The 14,582-nt window shown below is 58.6% G+C and carries 14 protein-coding genes and 1 tRNA gene; 7 read left to right on the forward strand and 8 right to left on the reverse strand.

The features are described 5' to 3' along the window. Positions 1–10 precede the first annotated feature (10 nt). The 8 genes from ACR0NZ_RS01330 to ACR0NZ_RS01365 form a co-directional block, all read right to left on the reverse strand. The gene (locus tag ACR0NZ_RS01330; RefSeq protein WP_480516421.1) at positions 11–709 is read right to left on the reverse strand and encodes a CbiX/SirB N-terminal domain-containing protein; all 699 of its coding nucleotides are present in this window, start codon (positions 707–709) and stop codon (positions 11–13) included. Between the two features lie 61 nt (positions 710–770). Beyond that, the gene (locus ACR0NZ_RS01335; protein ID WP_480476134.1) at positions 771–1,703 is read right to left on the reverse strand and encodes an AEC family transporter; all 933 of its coding nucleotides are present in this window, start codon (positions 1,701–1,703) and stop codon (positions 771–773) included. A gap of 33 nt (positions 1,704–1,736) precedes the next feature. Next, positions 1,737–2,555: an MBL fold metallo-hydrolase gene (locus tag ACR0NZ_RS01340; RefSeq protein WP_480516423.1), complete on the reverse strand. Its 819-nt coding sequence runs from the start codon at positions 2,553–2,555 to the stop codon at positions 1,737–1,739. Beyond that, on the reverse strand, positions 2,552–3,358 hold the full coding sequence (locus tag ACR0NZ_RS01345) for a TatD family hydrolase (RefSeq protein WP_480516425.1): 807 nt from the start codon (positions 3,356–3,358) through the stop codon (positions 2,552–2,554). The genes ACR0NZ_RS01340 and ACR0NZ_RS01345 overlap by 4 nt, the downstream gene beginning before the upstream one ends. Beyond that, positions 3,355–4,476, reverse strand: a complete 1,122-nt coding sequence (locus ACR0NZ_RS01350; protein ID WP_480516427.1) for a DNA polymerase III subunit delta' — start codon at positions 4,474–4,476, stop codon at positions 3,355–3,357. Before ACR0NZ_RS01350 ends, ACR0NZ_RS01345 begins: the two co-directional genes overlap by 4 nt. 3 nt (positions 4,477–4,479) lie before the next feature. Continuing rightward, a complete protein-coding gene (gene tmk, locus ACR0NZ_RS01355) occupies positions 4,480–5,106 on the reverse strand; it encodes a dTMP kinase (protein ID WP_480476142.1) in 627 nt (208 codons plus the stop codon). Further along, entirely contained in the window at positions 5,103–6,269 is a 1,167-nt protein-coding gene (locus tag ACR0NZ_RS01360; protein ID WP_480476144.1) for a D-alanyl-D-alanine carboxypeptidase family protein, read from the reverse strand. Before ACR0NZ_RS01360 ends, tmk begins: the two co-directional genes overlap by 4 nt. Before the next feature lie 16 nt (positions 6,270–6,285). After that, entirely contained in the window at positions 6,286–7,551 is a 1,266-nt protein-coding gene (locus tag ACR0NZ_RS01365; protein ID WP_480516429.1) for an SPOR domain-containing protein, read from the reverse strand. A 217-nt stretch (positions 7,552–7,768) separates the two neighbouring features. On the opposite strand from ACR0NZ_RS01365, the gene ACR0NZ_RS01370 reads away from it, so the two are divergent. From ACR0NZ_RS01370 to ACR0NZ_RS01400, 7 genes are all read left to right on the forward strand, one after another. Then, positions 7,769–7,858 (forward strand) — tRNA-Ser (locus ACR0NZ_RS01370). A 239-nt stretch (positions 7,859–8,097) separates the two neighbouring features. Further along, positions 8,098–8,568, forward strand: coding sequence for an Rrf2 family transcriptional regulator (locus ACR0NZ_RS01375; protein ID WP_480516431.1), 471 nt, complete (start codon positions 8,098–8,100; stop codon positions 8,566–8,568). After that, on the forward strand, positions 8,565–9,230 hold the full coding sequence (locus tag ACR0NZ_RS01380; protein ID WP_480516433.1) for a Crp/Fnr family transcriptional regulator: 666 nt from the start codon (positions 8,565–8,567) through the stop codon (positions 9,228–9,230). The genes ACR0NZ_RS01375 and ACR0NZ_RS01380 overlap by 4 nt, the downstream gene beginning before the upstream one ends. A gap of 150 nt (positions 9,231–9,380) precedes the next feature. Further along, positions 9,381–10,001: a hypothetical protein gene (locus ACR0NZ_RS01385; protein ID WP_480516435.1), complete on the forward strand. Its 621-nt coding sequence runs from the start codon at positions 9,381–9,383 to the stop codon at positions 9,999–10,001. A gap of 92 nt (positions 10,002–10,093) precedes the next feature. Continuing rightward, entirely contained in the window at positions 10,094–10,978 is an 885-nt protein-coding gene (locus ACR0NZ_RS01390) for an MBL fold metallo-hydrolase (RefSeq protein ID WP_480517726.1), read from the forward strand. 15 nt (positions 10,979–10,993) lie between these two features. Then, complete coding sequence (locus tag ACR0NZ_RS01395; protein ID WP_480516437.1) at positions 10,994–12,676, forward strand: bifunctional protein tyrosine phosphatase family protein/NAD(P)/FAD-dependent oxidoreductase; 1,683 nt, start codon at positions 10,994–10,996, stop codon at positions 12,674–12,676. Positions 12,677–12,811: 135 nt separating this feature from the next. Continuing rightward, complete coding sequence (locus ACR0NZ_RS01400) at positions 12,812–14,548, forward strand: SulP family inorganic anion transporter (protein ID WP_480516439.1); 1,737 nt, start codon at positions 12,812–12,814, stop codon at positions 14,546–14,548. Positions 14,549–14,582 lie beyond the last annotated feature (34 nt).

Here is a 14,582-nt window from a genome sequence, read left to right on the forward strand (position 1 = left end):
AGGCGAATTTTTACGCGAGCTGAACGGCCTTCGTTACCTGCTTGGCAATCTGGTGCCGGATGGGTGGCAGTTCCCCAACCACTGGCAGCAGGACGCCTTCGAAGCCTGCTTGGCTCAACCCTGCGGGCACGTCGTCCACTGCGTGCCCCCCGGTGCAGGCAAAGAACGGAAGGCACAGCGCCTGAGCCCCCATGCCAGTCGCGGCTTCGGAAATGGATGGCGGTTCTTCAACAAACCCAACGCGGACAGATTTGAAAGCCAGCATTTCTTGAAGCTGCGATGCGAAACCCAGAGCCACGGCCGACGGGTTTCGGCTACGCCCCGACCCATGGGCGGCAATGACCAGATCGGTCGACGCAGTTGCCCAATTCCTTTGGGACAACTCGGATTGCAGGGCGTGCGCGGTCAATGCCGGTAGCTCTGGGTCAACACCCAATGGGTCTAGAATGCGCGCTTTGTGATCCCCTAATCGCTTGGGTAGTGCGCTGGTGACAAACCATCCGTTTGCCATGAAAAGCGGATAGATGACCGTGTTTTCCGGCAGGCTGTTCAGTTTAGCCTCGAACGCGCCGGGCGCGGCCAGAGTTGCAGCATGCACCGTTACATGCTCGGTCAGGGCGCCGACCGTAGCCGCGAACGCAGCCAAAGCAGCCTCAGCCGGTTCTGGATCGGACGGCTGGCCATGTGCGACGATGATGGCATGTGGCATTTGGATCTCCTGACACGATATGCGTTACGTGCCTCTGTGCGAACTGAAGTCAACACTACTGTTAGCCCAGAACCGTTAGCCAAAGCCAGACAGTCAGGATGGATGTGGCTGTCCCAATGAGAACAGAAGAAGCTGCGACCCGCTTGGCGCGGCCATACATATTGGCAAAGATATAGGCGTTAAACCCTGGCGCCATGGCTGCGTTCAACACCCCCGAGCGGAAAAGGTCCTGCGGCAGCCCCGTGGACTTGCCGAATATCCACACTAGGCTGGGATGTAGCATCAGCGAGATTGCGCAAACAAAGGCGATAGTTCGCAGATCGCCTTCGGGTTTGTATTTGACCAGTACCCCGCCCAGTGCAAACAGGGCGCCGGGCAGGGCGGCCCGAGTGATAAGACCAAGGGCTTCGTCCACCACAGCCGGGATGGTCAAACCGGACAGATTGACCACGAACCCCAGTGCAATACCAAGGATCAGCGCGTTCTTGAACATTGCAGACAGAACAGAACGTGCCATGCGCGCGCCACCGTTTCCGCGATTGCGGACAACCTCCATCACCGTGATCCCTACGCCGTAACAAAACGGGGAATGGAAGGCGATAATCGCATAGTTGCCTGTCAGGTTCTCAGGACCATAAGCGCGTTCGGTAATCGGCAATCCAAGCAGAACCGAGTTTGAGAACAGGCAACAAAACCCGATTGCCACGCAGTCTTCCCATTCGCGGTTGAAAATGATGCGCGCACCAAAAAGACCCGTGGTGAAACACAAGGCAGCGGCGGAATAGAAGCTGGCTAAAAGCCGGGGATCGAAACTGGCGCTGAGGTCCAGATGCGCGATGGCCAGAAACAACAGGCATGGGATCGCGAACCCTTGCGTAAATCTCATCAGCCCGTCGACATGGTTTTCTTTGAAATAACCTGTTCGTGTTGCCGTGTAACCGGCGCCGATCACAAGAAAGACAGGAAGAATGACGTCAATCAGGCTTTGCAGCATTTGGCCCCCATGCAGCTGCCAAGCTGCGATATCTTATGCAAAAGGAACAGGGGCCTGAAACGCGTGATGTATCACCATCCCGTCATAGGCGGGGGTGATATTGTCCGGAGTTTCTGCATCGACGGTCGCATAGTCCAGATCGATATGCATGTTGGTCAGTATCGCCTGTTTTGGTTGCAGCTTTCCAATCCACTCCAGCGTTTTTTCCAGATGTGCATGTGTGGGATGAGGGCTTCGGCGCAGGGCGTCGATAATGAGATACTCCAACCCTTCCATTTCAGGCCATGCTGCGTCGTAAATTTCGGCAACATCCGGCAAATAGGCGAGCTGCCCCATACGAAAGCCCAGAGAATCTATCGAGCCGTGGTTCACCTTGAACGGTCGAAACGGAATGGAACCGCCGGGTCCGTTGATTTCGAACGGCCCTTCGATGGATTTGAGGTCGAGGATCGGAGGATAGGGTGACCCTTCGGGTTGAATGAAGGCGTATCCAAACCGCCCCAGCAGGGCGTTCTGAGTATCACCATCAGCCCAGACCGGAACACGGGTTTTCATGTTGAACACGATCATGCGCAGGTCGTCGATTCCATGGACATGATCCGCGTGAGAATGTGTATAGACCACACCATCAAGCCGCCCGGTGCCCGCGTCCAGCAACTGGCTGCGCATGTCCGGGGTCGTATCAATCAACACGGAGGTTGTGCCGCCTGGACCGTCACGCTCGACAAGCAGGGAACAGCGTCGGCGAATGTTCCTGGGGTTTGCAGGGTCGCAATCACCCCAGTGACCACCCAACCGGGGTACGCCGCCTGACGATCCGCAGCCCAGAATGGTAAATCTCAATTCGGTCATGCAGCGGCCCTGTACGTTGCCGCCTTGCTGAACAGCCGGTCAAAGTTCGCCTGAGTTTGGGCGGCAAAAGCCGGATACTCCAGCCCGAACAGCTCGGCCCCTTTTCGGGCTGTATGTGCGGTATAGGCCGGTTCGTTTCGCTTGCCACGATAAGGGGGCGGTGCCAGATAGGGCGCGTCAGTTTCCACCAGAATGCGATCCACTGGCGCGCTTGCGAAAATGTCGCGCAACTCCTGGCTTTTGGGAAAGGCCGCAATGCCGGACATGGACAGATAAAACCCCAGATCCAGCGCGGCCTTGGCCAACTCGGCCGAGGACGAGAAACAGTGCATCACGCAGGAATAGGGCGCGTTGCGATACTCTTCGGCCAGAATTTGGGCCATATCGTCGTCTGCGGCGCGGGCATGAACGATCAAAGGCAACCCTGTGCGCTGGGCGGCTTCGATATGAATGCGCAGCGACTGCTTCTGAAGCTCTGCGCTATCGGCTGTATAGTGGTAATCCAGACCGGATTCGCCGATGCCCACAAATTTCGGGTGCTGTGCCAATGCGACCAATTCATCGACCGAGACCATAGGCTCGTCTGCGGCACTCATCGGGTGGGTCCCTGCAGCGTAGAATACCGGCGCATGGGCTTCGGCAATCGCACGGACCGCGGGTTCATTGCGCAGCTTGGTGCAAATCGTCACCATCCGGGTCACGCCAGCCTCGGCCGCGCGCGAAATGATGTCGCTCAACTGACCGTCAAAATCCGGGAAGTCCAGATGGCAATGACTGTCGGTGATCTGGGGGATGTCGCTCATCTGACCTGGCCGGCGGTTTCCTGTATCTTGAACACCGTATCTAGGACCAGAGCGGCAGGGTCAAGGTTCACCGCCTGACCATGTCGCGCGCGGGCTGTGATTGTCGCGGCGACTTCGGCCCATCGACGAGCCTGATCCGTAGAATTCGACAATCTGACCAGCGTTTCAGCTTCGTTCGGGGCGGCTTCGGGGGACGGTGGTGCACCGGTTGCCCCGGTCAGGGCCAGCCGAGACAAGGCGACATCGATCAGTGTCAGCAGCAGATCAAAGCGCTCGGCCGCGCCGCGTTGTGCTGCAGCCTCGGCCAGGGCCAGTGCGCGCTGCCGGTCCAGACGGGGCAGGGTGCCCAGAATGGCAATCAGTTCGGCATAGATTTCAAGTCCGCCCAGATTGATCAGGCGAACCGCGTGCCCGACCGAGCCAGCGGCCAATGCGGCGAGATATTCGGGGTGCGCCAGTAAGGTCGTCCCGGTTTGCGACAGCGCGTCCTGCATATCCCCAGCGTTCAGCGGCCCCAGACGTAGGGTACGGCAACGAGAGCGGATGGTTGGCAGCAAGCGCGAGGGTTGGTGCGATACCAGCAAAAGGGTGGTGCGCGCCGGAGGCTCCTCCAGCATCTTCAGCAGTGCATTGGCGGCGCTGACATTCATCTCATCCGCCGAATCCACGATTACGACCCGGCGCCCGCCATCGGCAGAGGACAGGCCAAAGAACTTTCCCAGCTTTCGGATGTCGTCCACAACGATTTCGTTGCGCAGCCGCCCCTGATCATTCAGTGACCTGGCTATCGCGGCCAATCCCGGCTCGGCCCCGGCCAGTATGCGACGTGACACCGGGTGGTTGGGATCAATGTCGAGAGTCTCTGGCGGTGGCGGCGCGCCAAACAGCCCACCGTCGTTTGCCAAAGGTGTTGCCAGCAAGAACCGCGCAATCCGCCATGCCAACGTCGCCTTGCCGACACCACGCGGCCCGGTCAGCAACCAGCCGTGGTGCAGCCGGTCCGAGTTGAAGGCGGTCAGAAACGCCTGTTCCGCTGCATCCTGACCAAAAAGCTGGGCGGTCTCGCGGGGATGCGGCGCACCAGGCACCTGATCCGGAGAGGGGATTTCGTCATTCATCGTCTATCGCAGTGCAGCCTGGACGATTTCTGTCACATCCTGTGCAACGCTGTCCATGTCCCGGTTGCCGTCCACAACGCGGAAACGGTCAGAAAACTCACGGGCCAGCGCCAGAAAGCCCGCCCGCATTTTCTTTTGCAGGTCCGGGCCGAAATCTTCGAACCGTTCTTCCGCGCCTTGCCGCCCTTTGGCGCGGGACAGGCCGGTATCGGGGTCCATGTCGATCAGCAGCGTCAAGTCAGGCTCGCGCTTGATCATCAGGCTGTGCAGCTGATCAACAAGGCCGCGCAGATCTCCCCGCGATAGGCCCTGATACATGCGTGTGCTGTCGGCAAAACGGTCGCAGATCACGACTTGCCCTGCGGCCAGCGCGGGTTCGATCGTACGTTCCAGATGGTCGCGGCGGGCGGCCGTGAAAAGCAGAATTTCCGTTTCTGCCGACCAGCGGTCGGGATCACCTTCCAACACCAGACTACGAATTTCTTCCGCGCCAGGCGAGCCGCCCGGTTCACGCGTCAAAACGACCTCATGACCCTGCGCGCGCAGTTGATCTGCCAGCATCCGCGCCTGAGTTGACTTGCCTGATCCGTCAATGCCTTCGAAAGTCAGAAATAACCCGGCCCTGGTCACATCGACTCCAGCGGGTTATTGATCACGTCTTTCAGAACAATGCCACCAACGGTCAGCATACGAACGACAAATCCACCAATTGCAACGTCTTCCGCTGCCACCAGCGGACGTCTTATTTCCGGCAATCCTTCAGGCTTGATGACAAGCTCGGCCAGTTGCTGGCCTTTTTTGACCGGCGCATTGATGGGACCCTGATAGACCACTTCGGCCTTGACGTTCTGTGTGCCCAGAACTGGAAACAGAACCGTCAGATCGCCGTCAGGTACAAGACCTACGGTCTTTTTCTCGCCCATCCACAGCTTGGCTTCAGCTATCGGCGTTTCCGCGTTGGCAACTGTCCTCTCGACAAAATTTCGAAACGACCAGTTAACCACGGCCTCAGCCTCCTCTGCCCGTTGGCCGGTGCTGTCCAGCCCGCTGAGGACGAAGATGACACGGCGGTCGCCCTGTTTGGCGGAGCCGACGAGGCCGTATCCGGCCTCCTGCGTGTGGCCGGTTTTAAGGCCATCCGCGCCGATGCTCAGTTTCAGCAACGGATTGCGGTTACGGGCATTCGATGGCGCACGGCCATCGAATTCGAATTCCTCTTCTGAAAACAGGGGGTAATATTCGGGGAAGTCGGTAATCAGCCTGTCGGCCAGAACCGCCAGATCGTGAACCGACATCATATGTCCGGCGGCAGGCCAACCGTTCGAGTTCGCGAAATTCGAGTTGTTCATACCGATCTGCTTGGCGCGTTGGGTCATGTATCGGGAAAACCCGGCCTCTGTCCCGTCGGGGCTCAGCGCCTCGGCGAGCACCACGCAAGCGTCATTGCCTGACAGAACGATGATGCCGCGCAGCAGGTCCTCGACCCGAACCCGGTCCTGCGTGTTCAGAAACATGGTCGAGCCGCCATAGCTCATCGCGTGTTCAGACACGGGCAGGGTTTCGTCCAGCGTCAGTCTTCCGTCACGCAGCGCTTCGAAAGCAACATACAGCGTCATGAGCTTGGACATGGATGCAGGCGGCAAGGGTTGATCAGCGTCTTTTGCTAAAAGCACCGTACCGGTGGTCTGATCGATCACATATGCCGCGCGGGCGGATGTATCAAAAGCCTGAGCCGGGATTGCCAGCACGGCAAGCCCAAAGGCCAGAACAGAAACTCGCAATGAGGATAGCATGTTATGCCTCCCTGTATCAGTCGGACACGGTGAACGCATCTTTGAAACCAAGATCCTTTACATCTTTTTGAATGGCTTTGCGTTCGGCCCGGGTTGTGGCAGGGCCAACCAGGACCCGCCATACTGTTTTGTTTTCGGTTTTCAGTTCCCGCACAACAGTCGACATGCCATTCCGGCGCACTTTCTCAGCAGCGGCATTGGCATTTGCTTCGACGCTGAATGTCCCGATCTGCACGAATGGTTTGCTCAGCGGAGACGCAGCGCCTGTTGCTGCTGCCGCGGTCGGAATCGCTTCGGTCGCGTCAATCGCGGCTGCCGCGCCTTCGATGGGGTCCAGCGGCGTTTCGGTGATTTCAGTGGGGTCATTCTTTTGCCACCACTTTCGTTTCGCGGGTTTTTCAGCGGGGGCTTCGACAGGCGCATCGGACAACGCCGGTGCAGCTGCGGCCGCCGCAACTTCTGCGGCCACATCCACACTGTCTGTTGCGACATCCGCCGCAGCCACGGTGGCTCCCGCAGCCGCCGCTGCTGGCTCTTGTTTCTGCCACCACTTCCGCTTGGCGGGTTTTTCTTCAGCGGGCTCTGTCGGATCCTCAGTGGCTGATGCCGCGTCGGTGGTCGTATCCGTACCTTCGGTCGCTTCGTTGGCAGAACTTGCCGCTTCCGCCGCAACCACTGCTGTACCAGCTGCTGCCGCTGGCGCCTTCTTTTGCCACCATTTCGGCTTGGCCGGTTTTTCGCTATCTGCCGCGGATGGATCGTCGGTGGCTGCGGCATCCGACACCGCAACCGTATCCGCCGCCTCGTCTTCCGGTTTGGGCGCGTCCTCTGGTGGTGATTCCTTTACAACTTCACGGCGCAGAGCGACGACACTGACCTTTGTCGGCGCGCCCGCCAGCATTCCGAGCTGTTCCGCAGCCGCAGATGACACCTGAAGTGCCGGGCCGGGCAGGTTGCGTTCACGTCGGAACAGGGCCCCTGTTACGGACTTGTTGTTCGTAGTGTTCGTAATCACGACACGCTCGGGCTGTGAAACATCCGGGTACGCGACCCAGATCCCGCCCAGCGAGGGTCTGCCATCCCAAAGCCCCGCTTCGGTGACCTGAAAAACATCAGGGGCTTCGACGTCACGCTGCGAACTCGAAGCCGCCTCGGGAAGGAGTTCGGTTTTGTTTGAGTTTTCTTCAGGTTTTTCAGCCTCTTGAAGAATGTCCTCACACCCGCTCAGAACTGTCAAAGTCAACGCCAGATACGCCAACCGTTTCGGTCCCGGGCGTGTCATGATCGCTCGCTTCATCTGCTTATCCCTTGCCTGAAGGGGTCTCGTTCTCGGAACCCCGCTGCCGGTCTGCTGGTTCTGCTTGCCAGCCTGTTTCGGTCTATTTCGGGGATCATAACGCGGCTGAAGAGTCATGGAAAGACCGCTGCGCGGGCTTCGGCAAGAAATCCCGATTTCGACTTGCCTCTGGCAGAACTTGCGCTTAGACCCTGCCTTCGACGGGGAGGTGGCAGAGTGGTCGAATGCGGCGGTCTTGAAAACCGTTGGGCGTGAGAGCGTCCCCAGGGTTCGAATCCCTGTCTCCCCGCCACTCATACCGTCTTTGCTCTGAGTTTTTTGCAGTGAATTGTGCTGCCGTTCCGGTCGGATGCCGACAGCATCCCGACCAGAGATGACGCGATGTACGCTGCGTCCCAGTCATCCACCCAGTCCATGTGAAGTTCAGTTAGGCTGGCCTGATTTCACATTCAGCGAAACACCCGGTCAGTGAAAAAACACTGAAATTGAAAGTAAGTTATATTGTGCCTAGAGCTTTTGCCGGAGGTACGCATGAAACTGACATCCTATTCCAACTATGCGCTGCGGTCTTTGCAGTTGGCAGCGCTCAAAGCTCCGGATCGCATTCGCGTTGATGATGTCGTGAGGGTGCACGGCCTTGCCCGGCCGCATATCGTAAAAATCGTGCATGAGTTGGGTCGGGCCGGTTATCTGGAAACAGCACGCGGCAGAGGCGGCGGTTTCCGGTTGGCCAAACCGGCGGAACAGATCAAAATCGGCGATGTAATTCGCCTGACCGAAGGCCCCCTGGATGTGGTCGAATGCTTTAACCCTGAAAAAAACACCTGCCCTTTGATCGGGATATGCAAACTGTCTCAAGCGATCCAAAAGGCAACGGGGGCTTTCATGGCTGTGCTTTATGATCTGACGCTGGCTGACATCGCCTCAAACAGAAACGAGTTGTTGAACCGTATCGCGCCGATTGAGGAGGGCATTGTGGCACCCATGCGCAACGCAAGATGACAATTTTGGACTGGACTGAGCGATTTCACGGGACAAGCCGCCTTCCGAAGGCTGTGCGTGAAAGGTTACGTACGGCGGCCCGTATTGTGCGGTGCCCAAAAGGCGCTCAGGTATTCGGCCCTGACAACGTTCCCGACAGCCTATTGTTCTTGTATGACGGACGGATCCGCGTTTCTCAAAGTTCGGATTCGGGCCGCGAGATCGTGCTCTATCGGGTCGAGGCGGGGGAAAGCTGTGTGCTGACGACGGCCTGCATGCTGGCAGAAGAAGCATATAACGCTGAAGGTATTGCCGAAACCGACGTAACGGCGGTGATCTTGCCGAAACATGCCTTCGATCGTCTGGTCTCGGAGGAAGACGCATTTCGTGAGTTTGTGTTCGAGGCCTACTCGCGCCGGCTGATTGATCTGTTGCGGGTAGTCGATGACGTGGCATTCGGGCACCTGGATATTCGCCTTGCTGAACGCCTTCTGGTTCTGTCCGGGGGTCGGGAAGACATTCAGGCGACGCATCAGCAACTCGCCAGCGAACTGGGCACCGCGCGTGAAGTCGTATCGCGGATTTTGCAGGACTTTCAAAAACGCGAGATGATTACCCAATCGCGGGGGCGCATTACGATAACCAACAAGGCGGCTTTGGAACAGTTGGCTCAAAGCACCTGACCATTTCGGGAAATTTTCCGGTTTCGTGACTTTGTCACTGAAGTCGGGGTTTCAAAGTTATACTTACTCCTCAACTTTTCATGCCGCCAAGGTGATTGCAGGTCTCACGCGAAGGCCGGATATGGGCTGGCAGAAACGGAGGAGGAGAAGATGGATGTGCGCAAACACGCCCGGACATTCGGCGGCACCGCCATTGCGTTGCTTGTTGCTGCTTTGGTCGGCGCGGCTGGCAGTTACATCTTTCTGATGTCCGGGCACGGGCATCGCCAGGGCATGGCCGGTGAAAGGGCAGAGCATCGTCACGGTGCAGATGGGCAAGGCCACGACGAGGTCAACATGCCGGGGCTGCGGGGCGAGAACGCGACGCCCGAGGAAAGCGCCGAGCTGGCTGTGATGTTCCGCAATTTCGATACGATCACACGCGAGGTTGAAAACCTTCCCAACGGTATTCGCACTGTCACACGATCTTCCGACCCGGATGTCATGGATGCTCTGATCTCCCATGTTGCCGGGATGATCGATCGGGTGGGCCGCAAGGATGATCCAATGATCATTATTCAGAGCCCGACCCTCGACATATTTTTCGACCATGGCGACAAGATCACCTCAGACATCGAAGTGACATCCGAAGGGATCGTAGTGATGCAAACATCCGACGATCCGGAAATAGCCAAAGCCATGCATATCCATGCGGCCGAAGTGAGCGCGATGGCGGATCGCGGCATGGACGCCGTCCACGAAATGATGATGACACGCGGCGGAAACGGGTAACGGATCCGCGCCAGTTAGGAGGCAAGATCATGAATGATCAGAAGTCTATCGAGATACACAACCAAAAGATGGCCGACGCGATAGCGACGCCGATTGACAGCTACCCGGTGGATCTGAGCGTGAAGCCCGATGTCCAGGGTTTTTACGACGAGGCGACCGCGACAATCAGTTATATCGTTGCAGACCCGACCTCGAATGCCTGTGCGATTATCGACAGTGTCATGGACATCGATTATGCCGCTGGCCGCATTACGTTTGGCCATGCCGACATGCTGATTGCCGAGGTTGAAAAGAGGGGGCTCAAGCTGGAATGGATCATTGAGACCCACGCCCATGCCGACCACCTGTCAGCCGCGCCTTACATCCAGCAAAAGCTGGGCGGTAAGATAGGCATCGGTGAAAACATCAAGATCGTGCAAGACGTGTTTGGCAAAATCTTCAATGAAGGCACCGAATTTCAGCGGGATGGCAGCCAGTTTGATGCCCTGTTCGTCGATGGCATGACCTATAAGATCGGCAACATGACCGCCTTTACCATGCATACACCGGGCCACACACCCGCCTGCATGGTGCATGTTGTCGGGGATGCAGCCTTTGTGGGCGACACGTTGTTCATGCCTGACGGTGGCTCGGCGCGGGCCGATTTCCCCGGTGGCGACGCGGGGACATTATTTGACTCGATCCACAAGGTGCTCAGCCTGCCGGACGAAACCCGGCTGTTCATGTGTCACGATTATGGTCCCAACGGGCGTGACATCCAGTGGGAAACCACGGTGATCGAGGAGAAGGCCCACAACATTCATGTGGGTGGTGGCAAGACTAGGGACGAGTTTATCAAGATGCGGTCCGAGCGCGACGCGACGCTGGCGATGCCAACGCTGATCGTACCCTCTATTCAGGTCAACATCCGGGCGGGCGGCATTCCAACGGACCAGGATGGGAACCAGATGCTCAAAGTTCCAGTCAACAAGCTCTGAACGCAAGAGGCACCCATGGACATCAGAAAGATATCAGGCTCAGTTTCGGTGTCGCCGCAGGTTACGCCAAATGACATCGAGGCGATAAAAGGCGCGGGCTTTCGTGCCATCATTTGTAACCGCCCCGATGGCGAAGGTGCCGATCAGCCGACATTCGAGGAAATCGAAGTAGCAGCGGAGAAACTGGGTCTCGAGGTGCGCTATGTTCCAGTGCAAACCGGGATCGTCAGGGACGAGGACGCCGAGGCCTTTGGCAGCGCGCTGACCGAGTTGCCGGGTCCGGTTCTGGCCTATTGCCGGACCGGCACGCGCTCGGCCACTTTGTGGTCGTTGAACGAGGCGGCGCACAAGCGTCCGGTATCCGAGATCCTGTCAGCCACCAAGGTCGCCGGTTATGACATGAGCGGCGTTGCACGCCGCATTGCCAATGGTGGGAAAACGCCGACCGACACGGGCGACGCATCCTTCGACGTGGTTATCGTGGGCGGTGGGGCAGGCGGTATTGCCACTGCGGCCAGCCTGCACGCGCGCAAATCCGACCTGTCGATCGCCATCATTGATCCGTCTGACGTGCATTATTATCAGCCCGGCTGGACTTTGGTGGGCGGGGGTGTCTTCTCAGCAGAACAGACCGCCAAGACGATGGGATCCCTGATCCCGCGCGGGGTGAAGTGGATCAAGGCGGCAGTTGCTGCCTTCGAGCCGCTGAACAATGCCGTTATTCTGGATGGCTGTCGCGTGGTGAAATACGACCGTCTTGTCGTGTCTCCGGGGCTCAAGCTGGACTGGAGCGCGGTCGAAGGGCTGGAAGAAACCTTGGGCCGCAACGGGGTGACCTCGAACTACCGCTATGACCTGGCGCCCTACACCTGGCAGCTTGTCGAAGGGCTTAAGGAGGGCCGGGCGCTGTTCACGCAGCCGCCGATGCCGATCAAATGCGCGGGTGCGCCACAAAAAGCCCTATATCTGTCGGGCGATGCGTGGTTCCGGCGCGGTGTTCTGAAGGATATCGACATCCAGTTCATGAACGCAGGCGGTGTGCTGTTCGGGGTCAAGGACTATGTCCCGGCGCTGATGGAATACGTCAGAAAATACGACGCCTCGCTGAATTTCTTTCACAATCTGGTGTCGGTAGATGGGGCGGCGAAAAAAGCGACCTTTAAGGTTGAAATGCCGGACGCCGAGCCCGAGTTGGTCACAGTCGAGTTTGACATGATGCATGTCTGCCCGCCACAGGTCGCGCCGGACTTTATTCGCGTGTCACCACTGGCGGATGCTGCGGGCTGGGTCGATGTTGATCAGGCGACACTGCGCCACAAGAGTTTCGACAATATCTGGTCGCTGGGCGACGTGATGAACGCGCCCAACGCCAAAACCGCAGCGGCGGCGCGTAAACAGGCACCGACCGTGTCCGATAATATCGTGGCAGATATTCAGGGCCGCGGCCCGGTTGCCGCCTATGACGGCTACGGCTCGTGCCCGTTGACGGTCGAGCGTGGCAAGATCGTTCTGGCCGAGTTCGCTTATGGTGGGGTGATGACACCCAGCTTCCCGAAAATCCTGATCGACGGAACCAAACCCAGCCGGTTGGCGTGGCTGTTGAAAGAGAAGCTGCTGCCGCCGATCTACTGGTCCGCGATGCTGAAGGGCAAAGAGTGGTTGGCCAAGCCCGAACCACTGAAGGTGGCGACCGATTAACTCCCTTCGAAACTGACACCGGAAGAACCGGTGTTAGATCTGGCCTGTCCCGCCTTCACTAAATGTGCGACGGGCCACGGTATGGCGGTCAGAGCCTTCCGCGCTCTGGCCGCCGCTTTCTCAGGACGTGAACCCATGCAGAGCCTTTTACGTTTCCTTCCTATTCTGGACTGGGGTCGCCAGTATAGACGTGCGTCGCTGTCGAATGATCTGATCGCAGCCGTGATCGTCACGATCATGCTGATCCCACAGTCCTTGGCCTATGCCTTGCTGGCAGGGTTGCCGCCTGAGGCCGGGATCTATGCTTCGATTCTACCGATCATCCTTTATGCAGTTTTTGGCACCAGCCGGGCTTTGGCGGTGGGGCCGGTGGCGGTTGTGTCGCTGCTGACAGCCAGCGCCGTGGGGCAGGTGGCCGAGCAGGGCACAGCTGGATACATGGTGGCGGCACTGACACTGGCTTTCCTCTCGGGTGGGTTTCTGGTGCTGCTGGGCGTTTTTCGACTGGGCTTTCTGGCCAATTTCCTCAGCCATCCTGTCATCGCTGGCTTCATCACCGCGTCGGGTGTCCTGATAGCGACCAGCCAGTTAAAGCACATTCTGGGTGTCAGCGCGCATGGGCATACCCTGCCGGGGATGCTGGGTTCAATCTTCGAAAACCTTGGGCAGACCAATTGGCTGACGGTAATCATCGGCGTGCTGGCCACTGCGTTCCTGTTTTGGGTGCGCAAGAACCTCAAACCCGCGTTGCGGCGCATGGGGGTGACGCCCTTGCTGGCTGACGTGCTGACCAAGGCCGGACCAGTGGCTGCCGTGGTGGTGACCACAGTTGTCGTCTGGGGGTTCGGGCTGGATGCGCAGGGCGTCAAGATCGTCGGCGACGTGCCTCAGAACCTGCCGCCACTGACTTTGCCGGGGCTGTCCTCGGACCTCATCGGTGCATTGCTGGTGCCTGCGATCCTGATCTCGATCATCGGTTTTGTCGAAAGCATCTCGGTTGCGCAGACGCTGGCTGCCAAGAAACGCCAGCGCGTGGACCCCGATCAGGAGTTGATCGGTCTGGGCGCAGCCAACCTGGGCGCGGCGTTTACCGGCGGCTTTCCGGTCACCGGCGGGTTCTCACGATCGGTCGTGAACTTCGATGCGGGGGCGGAAACCCCGGCGGCAGGCATATATACCGCTGGTGGTCTGGCGATTGCCGCGCTGTTCCTGACACCGCTGGTGTACTTTTTGCCCAAGGCCACCCTGGCCGCGACGATCATTGTTGCGGTGCTAAGCCTTGTGGACATGTCGATCCTGAAAAAGACCTGGGGATATTCGCGCGCCGATTTTACCGCCGTAGCCGCCACCATCGTTTTGACTTTGCTGGCCGGGGTCGAAACCGGTGTGGCCAGCGGCGTGGCGATTTCGATCCTTCTGCATCTCTACAAAACCTCGCGCCCGCATGTGGCCGAGGTCGGGCTTGTGCCGGGCACGCAGCACTTCCGCAATATCAATCGCCACAAAGTCGACACCGAGCCGTCACTTGTGACGCTGCGGGTGGATGAAAGCCTGTATTTCGTGAACGCCCGTTTCCTCGAAGACCTGATCCAGGCGCGAGTGACCGAGGGCTGCGAAATCCGCAACGTGGTTTTGATGTTCTCGGCGGTGAACGAGGTCGACTTTTCAGCCCTCGAAAGCCTTGAGGCCATCAACCACCGCCTGCGTGACATGGGCGTTGGTCTGCACTTGTCCGAAGTCAAAGGCCCCGTCATGGACCGCCTGAAACAGTCGCATTTCCTCGATGACCTCAACGGGCAAATCTTTTTGGCCCAGTACGACGCATGGCAGCGGTTGACCGCACCGGACAGGGTAACAGCAGCGGCAGAGTAACCGGAGACGCATTCAGGTCAGAGTCCCGCGGGAA

It is taken from the genome of Ruegeria sp. AE3 (assembly GCF_056542225.1).